Source organism: Streptomyces sp. NPDC031474 (genome assembly GCF_055581185.1).
This window is the reverse complement of sequence record NZ_JBVIJX010000040.1, coordinates 1-17,940: the sequence shown is the minus strand read 5'-3', so window position 1 is coordinate 17,940 and position 17,940 is coordinate 1. Positions and strand designations below refer to the sequence as shown.

Genomic DNA, 17,940 nt, shown 5'->3' with positions numbered 1-17,940 from the left:
GCTCAGTCGGTGGGGGTCGAAGTGGTGCGGGCGGCCACCATCAGCTGGCCCAGCGCCAGGCCGCCGTCGCCCGGCGGCACCAGTCGGTGCCGCAGGACCGTGAAGCCGTCGTCGCGCAGGGTGGCCGCACAGGCCGAGGACAGCAGGGTGTTCGCGAACACGCCGCCCGTGAGGGCGACCGTGTCCAGTCCGTGCCGCTCTCGCGCCCGCACGCAGACCCGGTGCACCAGGCCGCTCACGCCCCGGTGGAAGCGGGCCGCGACGACGTCCGGTCCGGCGCCCGCGCGCAGGTCGCCGACGATCGCCGCCAGGACGGGCGCCGGATCGGCCCGTACGACACCGCCCCCGTTCTCCTGCGACGCGTGGAGGGCGAAGGCGTACGCCGTGGTGTCCTCGGCGGGCGCGTGCAGAGCCGCGCCCTCCAGCTCGACGGCGGCCTGCGCCTCGTATCCGGCGCGGTGGCACACCCCGGCGAGAGAGGACACCGCGTCGAAGAGCCGGCCCATGCTGGACGTGCCGACACAGTTCAGGCCGCGCTCCAACTGCCGTGCCAGGAGGCGGAGTTCGTCGGGCGGGCAGGCGGTCGTACAGGCGAGGTCGTCGGACCAGTCGATCCCGGCCGCCCACAGATGCGCCAGGGCCATGCGGTAGGGCCGGCGCACCGCGGCGTCGCCACCGGGCAGTGGCACGTACGCGAGGTGCCCGAAGCGGGTGAAGCGGTCGTAGTCCGCGAGCAGGAACTCCCCGCCCCACACGGCGCCGTCGTCGCCGTGGCCGGTGCCGTCGAAGGCGACACCGATCACCGTCCGGGCGCCGTCGAGGCCGTGCTCGGCCATCGCGGCTGCGATGTGCGCGTGATGGTGCTGGACGCGCACGACGGGACGGCCGGCCGCGTTCCGGTCGGCCCAGCGGCCGGAGCGATAGCCGGGATGCCGGTCGCGGACCAGGGCCTTCGGCCGCACCCCGGTGAGGGACTCCAGCTGTGCCGCCGCCCGTTCGAAGGCCCGCTGCGTGCCGACGTCGTCCATGTCGCCGATGTGCGCCGACAGCCAGGCTCGTCGGCCCGCTCCCAGACAGAAGGCGTTCTTCAGGTCTCCGCCGACGGCGAGGGCCGGCCGCACGGGCAGCGGGAGGGAGACCGGCAACGGGGCGTAGCCACGCGAGCGACGGATCACCAGCGGCTCCCCGTCGCAGACGCGGGCCACGGAGTCGTCGCACGGCACATGGATCGGCCGGTCGTGCGTGAGCCAGGCGTCGGCCAGGTGCGCGAGCCGCTCCAGCGCCTCGGTGTCGTCGGTGACGATCGGCTCACCGGACACGTTGCCGCTGGTCATGACGAGCAGCCGGGGGCCGTCCGGGTCGCCGGGCAGGCCGAGCAGCAGATGGTGCAGGGGCGTGTACGGCAGCATCACTCCGAGATCGGGACTGCCGGGCGCGACGGCGTCCGCGGGCCGGGGGTCCCTGGAGGCGTACGACGGGTGCGGCTGCTTCCTCAGGAGGACGACCGGTCTGGCCCGGTCTTCGAGCAGGCGCTGCTCCTCGGGGCTTACCCGGACGAGGTGACGGACGTCGTCCGCGGCCTTGGCCATCACGGCGAACGGCTTGTCGCCGCGCGCCTTCCGGCGGCGCAGGAGGCCGACGGCCGCCTGGTTCGTGGCATCGCAGGCCAGGTGGTAGCCGCCCAGACCCTTCACGGCGAGGATCGCGCCCCGCGCCAGCAGGGCGCGGGCCTCGGCGACCGGGTCCGCCCCGTCGGCACTCCTGACCCCTGTCTCCTCGGTGACGAGCAGCCGCAGACGCGGCCCGCAGTCCGGGCAGGCGACGGGCTGCGCATGGAAGCGGCGGTCGGCGGGATCGGCGTACTCCCGGGCGCAGTCGGGGCACATCGCGAAGCCGGCCATGGTGGTGCCGGCCCGGTCGTACGGCACGCCGGTGACGATCGTGAAGCGGGGGCCGCAGTGGGTGCAGTTGACGAAGGGGTGGCGGTATCGCCGGTCGGCCGGGTCGGCCAGCTCGGCGAGGCAGTCGGCGCAGGTGGCGCAGTCCGGGGAGACCAGGGTGCGGGCCGGGCCGTCGGTGCGGGAGGCGAGGATGGTGAACGCGGTGCCGCCGACGGGAGGCACCTCCTGGTGGTCGACGGAGTCGACGCGGGCCAGTGGGGGCGCCTGGGCGGCGATCCGGTCACAGAAGAGGCCGACGGCCGCCGGGGCGCCCTCGATCTCCACGACGACGCCCTCGGGCGTGTTGGTCACATGCCCGGTCAGGGCGAGTCGGGTGGCGAGACCGTACAGGTAGGGCCTGAAGCCCACGCCCTGCACCACTCCTCGAACGGTGACCCGGCGGCGCAGCGGGGTGTTCTCGGCGACGGCCGCCGGGGCCTGCGGACCGCTCACGGGTGCGTGTGGGCCATGGCGTCGGTGACCTCCGGGTGCGCGTGGGAGTGACCGTGGTGCCGGGGTGGCCGGGCCATGACCGGCGAGTGGACGGGGGCGCCGTCGGCGGCGGCCAGCGCCCGGTCGAGCAGCGCGCCGACTCCCTGCCCCCGGCGTGCCGAGGTCAGCACCACCTCGACTCCGGGGTTGACCTGCTCCACGTTCGCGCGAAACGCGTCCTCGTCGAACTCGACGGCTTCGGCGATGTCGGTCTTGGTGACCACGACCAGGTGGGCGAGACCGAAGGCGGTGGGGTACTTGAGCGGCTTGTCCTCGCCCTCCGTCACGGAGGCGAGAGTGACCCTGAGCGTCTCCCCCAGGTCGTAGGAGGCCGGGCAGACCAGGTTGCCGACGTTCTCCACGAACAGCAGCCGGGTGTCGTCGGGCAGCCATCCCTCCAGGTGCGCGGCGAGCATCCCCGCTTCCAGGTGGCACAGTCCGTCGGTGAGCACCTGCTTGACCGGGACACCCGAACGCGCCAGGCGTGCCGCGTCGTTCTCGGTGGCGAGATCGGCGCTCAGCGCAGCGACGGGGACGGCCCGCTCGCGTGCCCGCAGCAGCTCGCGCTCCAGCAGCGCGGTCTTGCCGCTGCCCGGACTGGACAGCAGGTTGACGACCGCGGTGCCCCGGGCAGCGAGGCGGGTGCGCAGTCCGTGGGCGCTCACGTCGTTCTTCGCGAGTACGGCCTGCCGCAGGTCGACGACACGGCACATGGTTCAGCGCTCCTCGGAGATCGGTTCGCGGGTGGGCGGGTGCGGGGGGCCGTCCTCCCAGTGCACGTCGAGGATCTGCAGTTCCCGGCCCGCGAGCAGGTCGGTACGCGTCCCGCCGCACCCGGGGCAGGTCAGCCGGGGCGGCATGCCGACGGCCCATTCGTGCGCACAGGGCGTGCAGCGGGCCCGCCCCGGAACCGCCTCGGTGACCAGTTCGGCGCCCTCCAGCAGGGTTCCGGCGCAGGCCAGTTCGAAGCAGAAGGCGAGTGCATCGGGTACGACGCCGGCCAGTTCGCCGACCTGGAGCCGTACCGAGCGCACCGCCGTGACGTCACCGGCCCGGGTGGCGGCCTCTGCCACCTGGTCGACGACGGCCAGCGCGACGGACATCTCGTGCACGGGTTTCACCGTCCCTCCGCAGGCGGCCTTCGGTCGGCCTTCATTAGAGGGGTGCGGACCCTGTCCGCAGGGCCCGGCACGCCGTCACCGGCGTGCGAGGTACGCCGTTCGACGCAACCGCACGGCACACCGGGTGGCATGCACGGTTCACATCCGTCGGATCCGCAGGTAACGCCTGAGGTCGGGGAACAGCTCGGCGACGACGGCGGCCATGGCGGCCAGAGCCGCTCCGCAGATGACGATCTTCTTCATCCCGTCTCTCCTCATGTCGAACGCTCAGCGGTCAGGACCTGCGCCGTGGCCGGCTCGCCGGTGCGCAGCAGTTCTTCGATCAGCCGGACGGCCTTTGGCACGGCGTCGGACACCTGCGCGCCGAGTCCGATGCCCTCGTCCACCGAGGCCGGTTCGCAACCGACGACCAGCACGCGGCGGGGCGGTTCGCCGGTCCCGGCACACAGGGTGCCCAGCAGCGCCAGGACGGCGTCGGGGGTCATCCGGTGGCCGTCCAGCGCCGGGGCGGCGGGCGAGGGACTTCCGCCGCCGACGTCGTGTTCGATCACGTACAGCGTGCCGGGAGTTTCGCCGCGTGCCGTGGCGTCCACGAGGACGACGGTGTCGTAGCCGTCCAGGAGCTGGTAGGCGAGGTGCATCCCGCGCACCCCGATGTCCATGACCTCGATGTGTCCGGGCAGGTCGCGCCCGGCGAGGCGGCGCGCGGTCTCCACCCCGAACGCGTCGTCCGAGAGGAAGATGTTGCCGATGCCCGCCACGAGGGTGCGTGGGGCAGTCGGCGGGGGAAGGTTCATACGTCGTCCTCCAGCGGTGTGACCTCGTCGGGCTGGAAGTACAGGAACCGTCCCTGCTCGCGGCGGATGTCGGCGCCCGGGTCGCCTTCGACGGTGACCGCCAGGTGCACCCCGCCGTCGACGTCGTGCAGCACCGCCTCGACCCTCGCGGTGCGGCCCCGCAGGAAGATGTCCTGCGCGTCGGTGTGCCGCAGGCCCGGGCGCAGTTCGACACGGCTGCCCTTGCCCACCGACCGGCCGTCCACGACCACCCGGTCCTGCGCCGGGTCGAAGCCCGCGTCGCTCGCGGGGTCCCACCAGGGGGTGTCCGGCCGTGGCACCCCGTACTCGTCGGGGAAGCCGACCTCCGGGGCGGCGGGGCCCGGGGCGGCGGGGTCCGGGCCGGTCGCCTCGCGCAGGCTGCGCACCGCCCCGTGCAGACGCTCCAGGACCTCGGCCGGCATCGAGTCCGCCAGCTCGATCACCGCGGCCGCCCGCTCGTCGGTGCCCCGGGCCTCGCGTTTCTCCTCATCGGTGAGGGCCGCGGTGCGCAGCGCGAGGATCTCGTCGATCTCGGTGGCGTCGTACAGCGCGCCGGGGCTCTCCGGTGCGATGGCCGGATGGTCCTCCAGGATGATCGGCGAGGACAGCACGAGGTCGGCGCGGCCGGGTTCGCCGGCGAGCACGGGCCAGGTGTGCAGGTTGCGGCAGGCGGCGACCGCGCCCTTGGCCCACTCGGGAGGATCGGTCATCGACAGGAACGATCCGGTGCTGAGGGCCATGAGGAGGTGGGTGGCCACCAGGGAGCGCGGCAGTGCCGCGTCCCGGTCGGCGCCGCGGCCCTCGGGGGGTGTCCAGTCGCTGGTGTTCTCGACGACGGCGGTCAGCCGCACGGTCCGGTAGGGGCCCTCGAGTTCGCGGGCGGACAGCCGGATGGCCCCGCTGATCTCCTCGCACCGCCGGATCAGTCGGCCGACGGTGCGGCCGGCTGCGTCCAGGACCGGTGCGGTGTCCTCGCGGGCGGGGCGTCGGAAGGGATACGTGACGCCGTCGCCGAGGAGCTCGGCCACCGACGCGACCACTTCGACGCGCTCCTCGTCCCCCTCGTCCCAGGGCACCAACACCCGGTCGTCGAGGCGGAGTTCGGGCACCGTTTCGTAGCCGCCGTCCGGCCGGGCCCGCTGCACCGTGCGCCGTCGGGCGTGCAGGAAGCGCACCTCGACCGACAGGGTCGCGCCCGCCTTCGGTTCCATCAGGCATTCGGTGTGCTGGAAGTCGTGCTCCTCGCACTCGGCGCCCCAGCCGGGCGGCACGAGCACCCCGAACTGCCAGCGCAGCCGGTTCTTGGCCGCCGAGGCCCGGTAGGGGTAGAGCACGTAGCCCTCGAAGAGGACGGCGTCGGCCACCTGCCGGGCGAGGGCGAACCGCTCCTCCGTCTCGGGGGCGAACGCGGTCACGGTCACGGATCGGTCCTTCCGGTGGTGGTGAGGGCGCGCAGCGGGTCGTGCGCGGGCCTGCCGGCCCGGTCGGTGTCCAGCAGCGCCTCGACGGTCGCTTCCCAGGAGGGCAGGGCGTGCCGGGAGCGGTAGGCGAGGAGGGCGTCCATGGCGTCGCGCGGCAGCCGGATCCAGCCGCAGCCGGGGAAGTGCTGCTCGACCATCTCCCGCCAGGCGGTGACCGGCATCCGGAAGGCCGCCTCCCGGTCCCACGGGACGGGCTCCACCTGGAAGCCGCCGGTCCCGGTGAACGCCGTGCCGGAGAAGAGCATCAGCAGGGGGACCTCGCCGTCGGTGAGGGCGGCGAGGTAGCGGGTCGCGGCGATGTCCATGTCGTAGGTGCAGGGCACGACGAGGTCGGCCTCGGTCTCCCCGGTGAAGCCGGGGACCATCAGCGAGACCTGGGCGAACTGCACCGGCTGCACGGTGCTGCCCCAGCGTGAGCGGTCGCCGAAGAGGTCCGCGAGAGAGTCGGCCTCGGCGGACGCGTAACCGCGGCGGGCGGGTTCGATGCGGATCTGGCAGCGCAGCGCGAGGGCGTGCACGGGCATGCCGCCGGAGGCGGTGACCCGCAGCCGGAAGACGAGGGTCGGTCCGGCGGCGTACCGGTCGGCGCGCACTCCCGTGCAGGTGAAGGAGAACTCCGTCACGGCCGCACCCCCTCGTCCACGGGCCGGGCGCGTCGCGCGACGTCCGTGAAGAACGCGTCCAGCGCGGCGCGGGCCTCGGCCCCGCCGTCGAAGCCCTGCCACAACAGGCGCATGCGGCCGACGAGTTCGTAGCAGACGTCGATCGGTACGAGGTGGCACTCGCAGTGGCCGTCGGCGCGGCGCAGCAGCAGCGCCTCCACGTCCGGTTCGAGGACCTCGGCAAGGCGGCTGCCACCGAGGACCTCCGTCCAGGCGGCCGGTTCGAGTTCGCTCTCGGTGGCGCCTGCCGGGCTCGGGTAGAGCGCGACGAGCCGGTCGAGCGCCGCGTTGCGGAAGAGGAAGGCGACGCCGACCGGGATCTGCAACGTGTCCCACGCGCTCTCGTCGAGGCGATGTGCGGGGTCGGTGAGGTAGCGGGCGGGGACCGTGCGGAAGCGGCCGGCGGCGGCGCCCGGCTGTGCCATCAGCAGCGCGCAGGCGGCGCAGGCACAGACCAGGGCGCGTTTCTCGGTGTCGACCAGGTGGCGGTGGTCCGCTTCGGTCACGGTCAGGGCGCACAGCTCGCAGCGCTCGGGCCGGGGCGGACGCTCGGTGCGGAACCGGCGCAGCCCGGCGGTGGGGGCGGTCACCGGGTCCTCGTCCCGATCTGCAGCAGGGCCGGCGCCTGCTGCAGATCGACCGCGACCGTCCTGACCTCCGGCGCGAAGCAGGCCAGCGCCGCCTCGGCGGCCTCCCGGGCGCCCGCGCCGGAACCGCATCCGCATCCGCCGCCCGCCGAAGCCGACGCCCGCAGGGTCAGGGCGCCGCTTTCCTCGTCGAAGCCGACGACGTCCAGATCGTGTTCCCGAACGCTGTCGAGGGCCCGGGCGATACGGGTGTCGCGGTCCTCGGGGTGCAGGTCGTGCAGGACGAGGAGGCTCGCGACCAGTTCGTCGCGCAGGAGGTGTGCCGTGGGTTCGCCGGGCGCGGCGGACAGCAGGTGGAGGATACGGGCGAGGCCGGCGCCGTAGAAGTCCATGAGGGAGCGGACGAGTTCCTCCGCGGCCGCGGCGGCGGCCGGGTCGCCGCTCGTGACCAGTCTGTCGAGGACTTCCTCGACATGGCGCCCGGTCTGCTCGGCCGAGGGGAGCGCGCTCATCCGCCCAGTCCGCTCAGGCCGGTGGGTACGTGCATCGACTTCACCGTCTTGCCGCCCCCGACGTACATGTGGACGCCACAGGGCAGACAGGGGTCGAAGCTGCGGACGGCGCGCATGATGTCGATGCCCTTGAAGTTGTCCGGGGTGTTCTCCTCGAAGATGGGCGTGTTCTGCACGGCGTCCTCGTACGGGCCCGGCGTGCCGAAGGTGTCCCTGGTGCTGGCGTTCCAGGGCGTCGGCGGGTACGGGTGGTAGTTGGCGATCTTGCCGTCGCGGATCACCATGTGGTGCGAGAGGACTCCTCGGACCGCCTCGGTGAAGCCGACGCCGATCCCCTCGTCCGGGACCTCGAACTTCTCCCAGGTCTGGGTGCGCCCGGCCCGGACCTCCTCCAGGCCCTTCTCCGCGAAGTGCAGCGCGACGGCGGCGGTGTAGGCCTGGAAGTAGGTGCGCGCGCGGTTGCGTTCCAGCGCGTTGGACCACTTCGGGATCTTCCACTCGAAGCTGGTCTCGGGCCTGGTCATCGTGCGGGGCAGGTTGATGACCACGCTGTGGCCGGTGGCCTTCACATACCCGGTGTCGACGAGTCCGGACAGGGCGGTGGACCACAGGCGGGCGATGGGGCCGCCGCCGGTGTCCAGGGCGAGGTGTTCCTTGCCGTCGAACCAGCGCGGGGACATGACCCAGCTGTACTTGTCGTCGAAGTTCCGCTTCTGCGGGGCGGGGATGGTGTGCTGGTTCCACGGGTGGCGCGGGTCCACCGGGTTGCCGAGCGGGTCGTGGGTGACGAACTGTTCCTGGCCCTGCCAGTCCTCGTAGTACGAGCTGCCCAGCAGGATGCGGATGCCGAGGTTGATCTCCGTGAGGTCGTTGGTGACGAGCTTGCCGTCGACGATGATGCCGGGCGTGACGAACATGCGCCGGCCCCAGTCCGTCATGTTGGCGTAGGTGAAGTCGCAGTACTCGGGGTCGTTGAGCGCGCCCCAGCAGCCGAGCAGGACCCGCCGGCGGCCCACTTCCTCGTAGCCGGGCAGCGCCTCGTAGAAGAAGTCGAAGAGGTCGTCGTGCAGCGGCACGACGCGCTTCATGAACTCGACGTAGCGCATCAGGCGGCTGAGGTAGTCCGTGAAGAGCTGCACGGAGGCGATGGTGCCGACGCCGCCCGGGTAGAGCGTGGAGGGGTGCACATGGCGGCCCTCCATCAGGCAGAACATCTCCCGCGTGTAACGGCTCACCTGGAGGGCCTCGCGGTAGAACTCGCCTTCCAGCGGGTTCAGCGAGCGCATGATGTCGGCGATCGTGCGGTAGCCGTGCTCCGCGGCGTGCGGGGCCTCGGTGCGCTCGGCGAGTTCGAGGACGCCGGGGTTGGTCTCCCTGACCATCTTCTCGCAGTAGTCGACCCCCACCAGGTTCTCCTGGAAGATGTTGTGGTCGAACATGTACTCCGCGGACTCGCCGAGGTTGATGATCCACTCGCCGAGGTGCGGGGGCTTCACGCCGTACGCCATGTTCTGCGCGTACACCGAGCAGGTGGCGTGGTTGTCCCCGCAGATGCCGCAGATCCGGCTGGTGATGAAGTGGGCGTCCCGGGGGTCCTTGCCGCGCATGAAGACGCTGTAGCCGCGGAAGACCGACGAGGTGCTGTAGCACTCCGCGACCCGCTTCTGCTTGAAGTCGATCTTGGTGTGGATGCCCAGGCTGCCGACGATCCGGGTGATCGGGTCCCAGGCCATCTCCACCAGGCCGCTGCCGTCGCCGGCCGCCTTCGTCTTCGGTGCCATCTGTGTGCCGTGCCCTTCGTTGCGCGGGAGGTACGTGGGTGGGGGGGGTGCACGATGCGGGGAGCGGATCACGTGCAGCGGACGCTCACCAGGGGGGCCGGTATCCGGTGGTGATCCGGTCTCCGGAGCGGCGCCACTTGGGCTCCTTGTCCACCGTCCTGGCGGTGATCGACCGCAGTTTGCGGACCACGGCGCCGTACGCTCCGCTGGCGCTGCTGGACACCTTGGCCCCGGGCGGCTCGTCCATGAACGGCATGAACTTGTCGGGGAAGCCGGGCATGGTGCAGGCGATGCAGATGCCGCCGACGTTGGGGCAGCCGCCGATCCCGTTCATCCAGCCGCGCTTGGGCACGTTGCACTTGACGACCGGACCCCAGCAGCCGAGCTTGACCAGGCACTTCGGCGAGTCGTACGACAGGGCGAACTCGCCCTGTTCGTAGTAGCCCGCGCGGTCGCAGCCCTCGTGCACGGTGGCCCCGAACAGCCAGGTCGGGCGCAGCTTGTCGTCCAGCGGGATCATCGGGGCGGCGCCGGTCGCCTGGTAGAGCAGATAGGTGAGCGTCTCGGAGAAGTTGTCGGGCTGGATCGGACAGCCGGGGACGCACACGATGGGGATGCCCGCGTGGGACTTCCAGTCCCAGCCGAGGTAGTCCGGCACGCCCATCGCACCGGTCGGGTTGCCCGCCATGGCGTGGATGCCGCCGTAGGTGGCGCAGGTGCCGATCGCGACGACCGCCAGCGCCTTCGGGGCGAGCCGGTCGATCCACTCGCTGGTGGTGATCGGCTGGCCGGTCTCCGGGTTGTCGCCGAAGCCGCACCAATAGCCCTCGGGCTTGATCGCCTCGTTGGGGACGGAGCCTTCGACGACCAGGACGAACGGGTCGATCTCGCCCCGCTCCCCCTTGAAGAACCACTCGATGAACGTGTCCGAGCCGCCGACCGGGCCGCACTCGAAGTCGATGAGCGGCCAGTGCACGGCGATCTTCGGAAGCCCCGGCAGCACGCCGAGCACGATCTCCTCGATGCTGGGCTGCATGGCCGCCGTCAAGGCGACCGAGTCGCCGTCGCAACTCAGCCCCGCGTTGATCCAGAGAATGTGGATCGTGGGTGTCTCGCCGGCGGGCGCGCCGTCCGCGTCCGCAGCGCCGACCGTGTCCGGCGTCGCCTCAGTCATGGGACCGCCTCCTGGGGAGGTAAGGGATGAAGGCCTGCATTTCGGCCGTCGCTTTCTTCGTATCAGCCGTTCGGCCGGGACGAGACACCAGCGGGGGCCGTTCCGGTGACGTCGGCGGCACAGGGGGTCGGGCCGGTTTGCGCAACCGCTGACAGACCGAGGTGCGGCGGGGTGCACGTCGGCCGCTCCTTGTGGACGAAGGAACGGCGCAGCGCGTGGTACGGGGCGTCCGGGTCCTCGAAGGTCCGGCGCATCCGGGCCAGCTCCTGCTCGCGGAAGCCTGCCAGCGGGGTCGCGCTCTCCAGCCGGTCCAGCTCCGTCTTCTTCGCGGTGATCCGTGACGCCGTCGCCGGGAGGGACGCCAGGCGTGCCGCCAGGTCGCCGACCTCCCGCGCGAAGGCGTCAGGACCGCAGTCGACGACCCGGTCGACGAGCCCGAGGCGCAGTGCGCTCGCCGAGCTCACCGGCAGCGCCTCGCTCATGAGGCGGCCGGCCGTCGCGGGACCCACCCTGCGCGGCAGGGTGTGCGTCCAGTACTCCGAGCCGTGCAGGCCCATCAGACGGTAGTGGGGGTTCAGCACGGCGCCCGCGCGGCACCACACCTCGTCGGCCGCCAGGGCCAGCATCACCCCGCCCGCCGCGGCGTTGCCCGCGACCGCCGAGACCACCAGCCGGTCCGTCGTCGTCAGGACGGCCTCGACCAGATCGTCGATGGCGTTGATGTTCGCCCAGGACTCGGCGGCGGGGTCGGCCGCTGCCTCGATGACGTTGAGGTGGATCCCGTTGGAGAAGAAGTCCCGTTCGCCGCCGAGCACCAGCACCGACGTGGGTCGCGCGCAGGCTTCCCGGTAGGCGTCCAGCAGACGTCGGCACTGCCGCGTGCTCATGGCCCCGCCGGGGAACGAGAACGACAGGAAGCCCACCCGCCCGTCCTCCCGGTAGCGGATGTCGGACCAGGTACGGTGCCGCGCCTCGGGCAGCGGCGGCAGGGCGTGCTCGGGCAGCGGCGGCAGCCGGTCGCCCAGGGCGAGCACGGCCGGCAGCTTGAACGTGGGCGGCTGTCCGGGCGCGCGCCGGGGCCGCAGCTCGGGGATCCACACGGCGCCGTCCTTGGTGGCCCGGCAGATCGCGCCGGCCCGGGTGGCCAACAGCTCGCCCGGCCGCCCCCGCAACACGCTCTCGGGGTGGCCGCCGTGCAGGTACCACTCGCCGCCGAGCAGGGTGTCCAGCACACCGGGCTGCGAGTCCGCCGCCCGCAGCCTGCGCAGGACGTCCTGCGTGCGGTCCTCGGCCCAGTCGATCCGCCGGACGCTCTGGTCGAGGTACGGGCGCGGGCGCAGCCCGGCTTCGGACGTGCGGGCGGCGTCCTGCCTGCGCGGAACGTGGGCGCCCGAGGCGAAGCGCTCCACGGCGAGCAGGACGGCCTCCAGCGCGGCGTCGGCGATCTCGCCCCGGTACAGCTCGCTCTTGGACACCGCAGGAACCCGGCACGGCACGCAGGCCCACACGTCGCCGGCGTCCATCTCCCCGTCGGCCTGCAGGACGGTGACGCCCCACTGGTCGACGCCGTCGTGGATCGCCCAGTCCAGGGAGGACGGCCCTCGGTCGCCCACGGGTCCGGGATGGACGACGAGGCAGGTGTACGCCGACCACACCTCCTCGGGGATCGCCGTCTTCAGCATCGGCGCGACGATGATCCGGGGTGCGTGGCGCCGCACGGCTTCCGGCAGCACGGTGCCGGGCAGGGCGAGTTCCACCGCCACGGTGTGGCCGCGGTCGCGCAGTTCGGCGTGGACGCGCTGGGTGAGGCTGTTGAACGCGCTGGCTAGGAGCAGGATGTGCACGGCTGCCTCCGGACGACGAACGGCAGGCAGGGACGGCCGCCGATCGCGATCCTCGGCCGCGGCCGCTCGTCGCCTTCGACGACAGACGGTGAGGTCATCCGAAAGCGGGCACCGATCCGCCGTCCGGCCTCACCTGTCCGGCGCGCCGAGCCGGCCGTGGTGAAGGATCACCGTCGTCGCAGACCGCTGGTGATCCGTTCCCAGGGCGAGCGGGTGGCGCCGAAGTGGGTCTCGTGCGCCCAGATGTGGGTGCAGGAACTGCACTGCAGGTGGAGCAGGCTGCCCACGTTGGAGAGCAGGTAGCGCCAGTGCTCGGAGCAGGTGCGCCCCTGCTCGCAGGTGGCGCAGCCGCGATGGTCGCCGCAGTTCGGGCAGGCCACCCAGGCGCGACGCCCGACGTCGGCCTGCGGGTCAAGCGGCAGCATCGCCGCCCCCTCTCCGCGGCAGCACACCGGCCGAGACCAGTTCGTCGTACATGCGCTGCTGCTCCGCGCTGAGGCCGGAGTAGAGCAGCTCGTACGCCGCTTCCTCGCCGCGTAGCGCGGCGACGGGGTCCCAGTCGGAGCCGAGTGCGGCCAGGACATGGGCGCGCCGGAGCATTTCGTGTGAGCTCAGGTCGACGGCCAGATCGACCAACGGGTGCGTGTCCGGTCGGTCGGCCGCGGGCCTGCTCGCCGCAGCGGGTTCGTCCGGTTCGTCAGGAAGGGCACGGCCGTGGGGGGACATGCGACCGAACGTAGGTACACGTTCCTCGGCCCGGCAAGAGCAGGTGGGGGAAGTCACAGCCCTTCCCCGCCGCGCGGTCGGCGGTGGGTGGGACGAACTCGGGCTGGTCGAGCACGCGGAGCCGGCTTCCGTCGGGCCGGCGCCGGACGACCTGCGCCCGGGCGCCGGCCCCGTCCCTGAGGGGCGTCGAGGTCAGCGGCGATATCGCCGCTGATCAGCGTCGGCAGCGGCTCTTCCGGCTCGAAGCGGGGACGGTGGGCCGGCACCTTCTCCCACAGCGCACGAATGGCCTCCCGTCCCACTGACCATCGTCAGTGAGCGGCTCGTCGCAGCGGTTCCGGCCGGACACCCCTTGGCGAAACAGCGCCGGGGCACGCTGCGCGACCTGGCGGCCCACCCCCTCGTGTGCATGTCACCCGGCACCGGCCTGCGCCCGGTGTTCGACCGCGCCTGCGCCGCACAGAGCCTGCGGCCGGCGATCGCGCTGGAGGCGAGCGCCGCGGACGCCATGGCAGGTCTCGCCGTCCGCGGGCTCGGCGTCCTGGTCCTCAGCGCCTCGTCCGGAAGAGCACGCACAACCCGTCGGTGCGCGAACTGCTCGTGCACAGCCGACGGGCATTCGCCCAGCCCGACCCGGCTCAGCACGCCGAGTGAGATGACCTCGAAGACCGATACGCACACGATTTCTGCACGAGTTCTGCACGATTTCGCACGCGAATGTCTGTTCGCATGCCATCATCGCGGGGGCAGAAAGCGATCACCCGGTGGACCCCACGAGCCGTCATGTCGCCGGTGGTACACCGGATTTGAGGAAGGATGACGCCCCCGATGGGCAGACCCGTTCCCCCGCAATCCCGTGTCCGCGCGCCGCGCCGACTCCGACTGCTGTGGCCGGTCACCGCCGCCGGAGCCGCGCTCATCGCCGGTACCGTGCAGGGCCCGCCCCGCACGGCCCCGCCGGACGCAGTGCCGGTCGCGTCGGTGAACTGCTCCGACGGGGTGTGGAAGGCCGACTACTACCCCAACACCACCCTCACCGGCACGCCCCGGGCGTCACTGTGCGACGCCTCCGTCAACGAGAACTGGGGCACGGGCCACCCCGCCCGGTTATCCCTGCCCGACGACCGCTTCGGCGTCCGCTGGACGATGCGCCGCGACTTCGGCGGGGGCGGCCCCTTCCTGCTGCGGACCGCGGCCCAGGACGGCGTCCGGGTCTGGATCGACGGCACACGCTACGTCAACCTGTGGCGCGACTACGTCTCCACCCAGCGCGCGAGCGTCAAGGTGACCGTGCCCGCCGGGACGCACACCGTGCGGGTCGACTACGCGGCTTTCACGGGCTCGGCCAACATATCCGCCGACCTTGCCCCGACCACTGCGGACCGGGTGGCCCCGCTGGCTCCCGCCTCCCTGAGCGCGGTGCGCGGTGACGGCCGGGCCACCGTCAACTGGGCCCGCAACGCCGAGGCGGATCTGGCCGGTTACCGGGTCTACCGCTCCACCAGCACGCCCGTGGCCCTGGACACCGCACACCGGATCAGCGGCTCCGGCCCGCTGACCGCGAGGACGTTCACCTCGACCGGGCTGCGCAACGGCACCAAGTACTGGTTCGCCGTCACCGCCGTGGACCGCACCGGCAACCAGTCCCGTGCATCGGCCGCCGTCTCGGCCGTCCCGGCCGACACCACCCCGCCGCGGGCTCCGGAGGACCTGGGGGCCGACGGCTACGGCGACATCGACCTCAACGGCAACGGCGTGCCCGACCCCGACGACGACCTCGGCGAGAACCACCTGAGCTGGGGGCCGAGTTGGGACGACGACTCCAGCACCCAGGACTCGTTCGCCGGCTACCACGTGTACCGTGCCACCGCCCCTGACGGCCCGTGGGCCAGGATCAGGAGCGCCGACGCCCGAGTGGTCCAGGACAACGCCTACGCCGACAAGGACGCCCCGATCGGCGTCACCGCGTACTACCGAGTGACGGCCGTCGACACCGCCGGCAACGAGTCGGCCGCGGCGACCACCGAGCCCGGTGAGTACGCCGGAACCGTCGCCTCGGCGCTCCGCCCCGACACCGGCCTGTACCCGCCCCGGCAACCCACCGGGCTCAAGGGCGAACTGAGCGATGTCAACGCCACGCTGGACTGGGCCGACAACCCGGTCGGCAGTCCCGTGCACGGCCTGACCGCCGGCTACCAGGTGCAGTCCGCCTCCTCGGCCACCGGTCCCTGGACCGTGCGCGCCGGCGCCGGCGCACCGCTCACCCCGTCGCAGTTCACCGACACCGACCTGCCCGAGGGCGGCACCCGCTACTACCGGGTGCGCGCCGTCGGCAGGACCGTCGAGGCCGGCACCGCGCCCGCGTACTCGGCCTGGACCGAGCCGGTCGCCGTCAGCCGCCCGGTGCCGCCGGACACCGACCCGCCCGCCGCGCCCGGCGCGCCCGAGGTCACCGCACCCGACGGCGGCACCACCGCCACCCTGGCCTGGACCACCGACGGCCTGCCCGGCCATGAGCGGGACTTCGCCGGCTACCAAGTCACCCGCAGCGCGACCGCCGACGGTCCGTTCACCGACGCCGGCAGCCCCCGCACGCCCCAGTGCGCCGCCGTGCCCGACACCGAGCAGCAGGTCCGCTGCACCCTCACCGACGGCCCGATCGCCGCCGACGCCACCCCGTACTACCGGGTCGTCGCGGTGGACCAGGTGGGCAACCGCTCCGCGGGCACGGTGGTGCAGTTGAAGCGGCTGCCCCCGCCGGCGCCCAAACCGTCCACGCCCACCGGGCTGACCGCCACCCGCGACGACAGCGGCGGCATCCTGCTCGACTGGAACGACTCCCCACCGTCCGAGGTCTACCTCTACTACCTGTTCCGCACGACGTACGGCAGCCGGTGCGCGAGCGTCGACACCTTCCACACAGCCGACTCCTACTACCTGGACACCGAACCGTTGCGCAAAGCCCGTTACTGCCTGACGGTGCGCAACTTCCAGGGCGGCTACAGCGACCCGATCTGGATCGACGTACCCGACGAGCCGGCCCCCGCCCCGCAGGCGCCCGACCTGCCGACCACGGCGGGCACCGCGGACGGCATCCGGGTGGCCTGGTCCGTCAACGACCCGACCGCAGCCCGCTACGAGGTCTGGCGCCGCTTGGAGACCGACGCCGTGTACATCAAGACCGCCGACCTCCCCGCGACGACGACCCCGGAGTGGACCGACACCGGCGCACCGGCCGGAATACCCGCCTGCTACCGGACCGTCGCCGTGGACTCGGCGGGGAGCCGCTCGGGATTCTCCGACGACGACTGCGCGGTGCGCCCGTACCCCGAAGGCACCGCGCGTCCCGACCGGCCCGCGGGGCTCGGCGCGCGGCAGGACGGCGACCACGCGGTGCTGTCCTGGCAGCCCGTCCCGGGCGCCACCGGCTACCTGGTCTACCGGTACTGGGGCAACGCCGCCAACCCCGGCACCCGGATCCAGGACCAGCCCGTGACCGGCACCACCGTGACCGACACCGCCGCGCCCTACCCCTCCTCCAACGGCTACTACGCGGTGGTGGCCGTGGACGCCGCCGGGGTGCGTTCCGAGGCGGCGGTGCTGCCGTGGATGGGCGACGGCTACGCGGCCTCCATGAGCCTGGCCGCGAGCGGCTCCGCGGACGGTGTGCTGCTCACCTGGACGTGGTCCTGCCAGAACGACTGGTGCCCGGCGCCGTCCTCGGTCACGATCGAGCGCTGGAACCTCGCCACCCAGGTGTGGGACGAACTCACCTCGACCCTGCCCGGCACCGCCGTGTCCCACCTGGACACCACCGCGGCGGCCGGGGCCACCTCCTACTACCGGGTGCAGATCTACGGCCCGGACGGCGACACTCCCGAGCAGTTGGGTTACGGGGCGGTCCCCGGCGCCCGCCCGGCGGCGCCTGCCGCGAGCTGACGGCGCACCGACCTTGTCGGTCTCGGGATCACCGGCTTGGTTCGCCTCTTCGAGTTCGGCCTTGATTTCCGTTCCTCATGGGTCGGGGCGGTCCGGTTGCGGAAGTCGCGGAAACCGGCCCAGGGGATCGTTTCGCCGTAACTCGAATGGCGGCCGAATGATATGGGGGGTACGGTTTTTCCCTGAAGTCTATTCTGGGAGATCACATGCCTTCCGTCACCATACTCAGGCCCGGGAAGAAGGGAATAGACGAAGCATCGGGACAGTTCCGGTGGACCTTCAACGCCGAAGTCGACGGGCGGGTCGGAGTCATTTCCGTCTTCTCTCCGGCTCCGATACCCGAGAGCTCGGCGGCTGAGAATGCGAAGCTGTTTCTCGAAGCCGATCCCAGCAATCTCGGCGGTGTGGTGTCCACGGAAATGCCGTAGCGCAGTGACCGAGCACGAGCCGGCAGGGGCAGGGGACGCGGTGGTCTGCCCCGCGTCACCCCGCCGCTCGAACCGTCAGAGCGCCGTGAAGGTCCACAGCAGGTTGGTGCTGCTGCCGTAGGTCCACTGCTTGGTGACGGAACCCGAGGCGACGTTGCCGCCGCCGTCGAGGACCAGGCCGGTGGTGCGGTTGGCGATCGAGTAGCTGCCGCCGCCCCGGTGGGTGATCTTCCACTGCTGGTTGGCGCCGCCGTTCCAAGCGGCCTGTCGGGCTGCGGAGCCGTCGGCGGTGGCGCCCCAGCCGTCGGCGACCATGCCGTTCGTGCGGTTGACCAGCCTGTAGCCTCGATTCGTCAGCGGGGTTCGGTGGCTGACTTGCTCGGCAGTTCGCCCGTAATGTCCTCGGGCCGTTCGAGGTGGGCCGTCGCGTGACGC

18 protein-coding genes and 1 pseudogene are annotated in these 17,940 nt (G+C 72.3%); 3 read left to right on the top strand and 16 right to left on the bottom strand.

What is annotated here, in order from left to right; translation table 11 throughout:
- Nucleotides 1-2 precede the first annotated feature (2 nt).
- The 15 genes and pseudogenes from hypF to ACZ5SK_RS45605 all read right to left on the bottom strand — a co-directional run.
- Nucleotides 3-2,393: a carbamoyltransferase HypF gene (hypF, locus tag ACZ5SK_RS45675; protein WP_334574547.1), complete on the bottom strand. Its 2,391-nt coding sequence runs from the start codon at nt 2,391-2,393 to the stop codon at nt 3-5.
- Entirely contained in the window at nt 2,390-3,145 is a 756-nt protein-coding gene (gene hypB, locus ACZ5SK_RS45670; RefSeq protein ID WP_334574549.1) for a hydrogenase nickel incorporation protein HypB, read from the bottom strand. The genes hypF and hypB overlap by 4 nt, the downstream gene beginning before the upstream one ends.
- A 3-nt stretch (nt 3,146-3,148) precedes the next feature.
- Nucleotides 3,149-3,544, bottom strand: coding sequence for a hydrogenase maturation nickel metallochaperone HypA/HybF (locus ACZ5SK_RS45665; RefSeq protein WP_334574551.1), 396 nt, complete (start codon nt 3,542-3,544; stop codon nt 3,149-3,151).
- A gap of 147 nt (nt 3,545-3,691) precedes the next feature.
- Nucleotides 3,692-3,796 carry a DUF6893 family small protein gene (locus ACZ5SK_RS45660; protein ID WP_443041185.1) on the bottom strand — a complete coding sequence of 35 codons (105 nt, stop codon included), beginning with the start codon at nt 3,794-3,796 and terminating at the stop codon, nt 3,692-3,694.
- An 11-nt stretch (nt 3,797-3,807) separates the two neighbouring features.
- Entirely contained in the window at nt 3,808-4,350 is a 543-nt protein-coding gene (locus ACZ5SK_RS45655) for a hydrogenase maturation protease (RefSeq protein ID WP_334574553.1), read from the bottom strand.
- Entirely contained in the window at nt 4,347-5,792 is a 1,446-nt protein-coding gene (locus ACZ5SK_RS45650) for a hypothetical protein (RefSeq protein WP_334574555.1), read from the bottom strand. The genes ACZ5SK_RS45655 and ACZ5SK_RS45650 overlap by 4 nt, the downstream gene beginning before the upstream one ends.
- Nucleotides 5,789-6,475, bottom strand: a complete 687-nt coding sequence (locus ACZ5SK_RS45645; RefSeq protein ID WP_334574556.1) for a DUF6084 family protein — start codon at nt 6,473-6,475, stop codon at nt 5,789-5,791. Before ACZ5SK_RS45645 ends, ACZ5SK_RS45650 begins: the two co-directional genes overlap by 4 nt.
- Nucleotides 6,472-7,104, bottom strand: coding sequence for a DUF5947 family protein (locus ACZ5SK_RS45640; protein ID WP_334574557.1), 633 nt, complete (start codon nt 7,102-7,104; stop codon nt 6,472-6,474). Before ACZ5SK_RS45640 ends, ACZ5SK_RS45645 begins: the two co-directional genes overlap by 4 nt.
- Complete coding sequence (locus tag ACZ5SK_RS45635; RefSeq protein WP_334574558.1) at nt 7,101-7,613, bottom strand: hypothetical protein; 513 nt, start codon at nt 7,611-7,613, stop codon at nt 7,101-7,103. The genes ACZ5SK_RS45640 and ACZ5SK_RS45635 overlap by 4 nt, the downstream gene beginning before the upstream one ends.
- The gene (locus tag ACZ5SK_RS45630) at nt 7,610-9,394 is read right to left on the bottom strand and encodes a nickel-dependent hydrogenase large subunit (RefSeq protein WP_334574560.1); all 1,785 of its coding nucleotides are present in this window, start codon (nt 9,392-9,394) and stop codon (nt 7,610-7,612) included. The genes ACZ5SK_RS45635 and ACZ5SK_RS45630 overlap by 4 nt, the downstream gene beginning before the upstream one ends.
- Before the next feature lie 85 nt (nt 9,395-9,479).
- On the bottom strand, nt 9,480-10,568 hold the full coding sequence (locus ACZ5SK_RS45625; RefSeq protein WP_334574561.1) for an NADH-quinone oxidoreductase subunit B family protein: 1,089 nt from the start codon (nt 10,566-10,568) through the stop codon (nt 9,480-9,482).
- Nucleotides 10,569-10,630: 62 nt separating this feature from the next.
- Entirely contained in the window at nt 10,631-12,412 is a 1,782-nt protein-coding gene (locus ACZ5SK_RS45620) for an enoyl-CoA hydratase-related protein (RefSeq protein WP_334574562.1), read from the bottom strand.
- 167 nt (nt 12,413-12,579) lie between these two features.
- Nucleotides 12,580-12,837: a hypothetical protein gene (locus ACZ5SK_RS45615; RefSeq protein ID WP_334574564.1), complete on the bottom strand. Its 258-nt coding sequence runs from the start codon at nt 12,835-12,837 to the stop codon at nt 12,580-12,582.
- Nucleotides 12,824-13,138 (bottom strand): DUF6400 family protein, encoded by a 315-nt coding sequence (locus ACZ5SK_RS45610; RefSeq protein WP_334574565.1) that lies wholly within the window; start codon nt 13,136-13,138, stop codon nt 12,824-12,826. Before ACZ5SK_RS45610 ends, ACZ5SK_RS45615 begins: the two co-directional genes overlap by 14 nt.
- An 85-nt stretch (nt 13,139-13,223) precedes the next feature.
- Nucleotides 13,224-13,443: pseudogene (locus ACZ5SK_RS45605) on the bottom strand (Cif family virulence factor); the annotation flags it as partial.
- A gap of 47 nt (nt 13,444-13,490) precedes the next feature.
- Here ACZ5SK_RS45605 and ACZ5SK_RS45600 point away from each other — a divergent pair.
- The 3 genes from ACZ5SK_RS45600 to ACZ5SK_RS45590 all read left to right on the top strand — a co-directional run bounded on the left by ACZ5SK_RS45600 (nt 13,491) and on the right by ACZ5SK_RS45590 (nt 17,505).
- On the top strand, nt 13,491-13,958 hold the full coding sequence (locus ACZ5SK_RS45600) for a LysR substrate-binding domain-containing protein (protein ID WP_443041186.1): 468 nt from the start codon (nt 13,491-13,493) through the stop codon (nt 13,956-13,958).
- 8 nt (nt 13,959-13,966) lie between these two features.
- Nucleotides 13,967-17,077: a fibronectin type III domain-containing protein gene (locus ACZ5SK_RS45595; protein ID WP_334574567.1), complete on the top strand. Its 3,111-nt coding sequence runs from the start codon at nt 13,967-13,969 to the stop codon at nt 17,075-17,077.
- A gap of 206 nt (nt 17,078-17,283) precedes the next feature.
- A complete protein-coding gene (locus ACZ5SK_RS45590) occupies nt 17,284-17,505 on the top strand; it encodes a hypothetical protein (protein WP_334574568.1) in 222 nt (73 codons plus the stop codon).
- 75 nt (nt 17,506-17,580) lie between these two features.
- Here the strand turns inward: ACZ5SK_RS45590 and ACZ5SK_RS45585 are convergent.
- Nucleotides 17,581-17,940: RICIN domain-containing protein (locus ACZ5SK_RS45585; protein ID WP_361709609.1), on the bottom strand; the 360-nt coding region annotated here is incomplete at its 5' end.

Coding starts and splice junctions, on each gene's coding strand:
- hypB (WP_334574549.1), bottom strand. CDS start 3,145: ATGTGCCGTGTCGTCGACCTGCGGCAGGCCGTACTCGCGAAGAACGAC.
- ACZ5SK_RS45660 (WP_443041185.1), bottom strand. CDS start 3,796: ATGAAGAAGATCGTCATCTGCGGAGCGGCTCTGGCCGCCATGGCCGCC.
- ACZ5SK_RS45655 (WP_334574553.1), bottom strand. CDS start 4,350: ATGAACCTTCCCCCGCCGACTGCCCCACGCACCCTCGTGGCGGGCATC.
- ACZ5SK_RS45635 (WP_334574558.1), bottom strand. CDS start 7,613: ATGAGCGCGCTCCCCTCGGCCGAGCAGACCGGGCGCCATGTCGAGGAA.
- ACZ5SK_RS45630 (WP_334574560.1), bottom strand. CDS start 9,394: ATGGCACCGAAGACGAAGGCGGCCGGCGACGGCAGCGGCCTGGTGGAG.
- ACZ5SK_RS45625 (WP_334574561.1), bottom strand. CDS start 10,568: ATGACTGAGGCGACGCCGGACACGGTCGGCGCTGCGGACGCGGACGGC.
- ACZ5SK_RS45615 (WP_334574564.1), bottom strand. CDS start 12,837: ATGCTGCCGCTTGACCCGCAGGCCGACGTCGGGCGTCGCGCCTGGGTG.
- ACZ5SK_RS45610 (WP_334574565.1), bottom strand. CDS start 13,138: ATGTCCCCCCACGGCCGTGCCCTTCCTGACGAACCGGACGAACCCGCT.
- ACZ5SK_RS45595 (WP_334574567.1), top strand. CDS start 13,967: ATGGGCAGACCCGTTCCCCCGCAATCCCGTGTCCGCGCGCCGCGCCGA.
- ACZ5SK_RS45590 (WP_334574568.1), top strand. CDS start 17,284: ATGCCTTCCGTCACCATACTCAGGCCCGGGAAGAAGGGAATAGACGAA.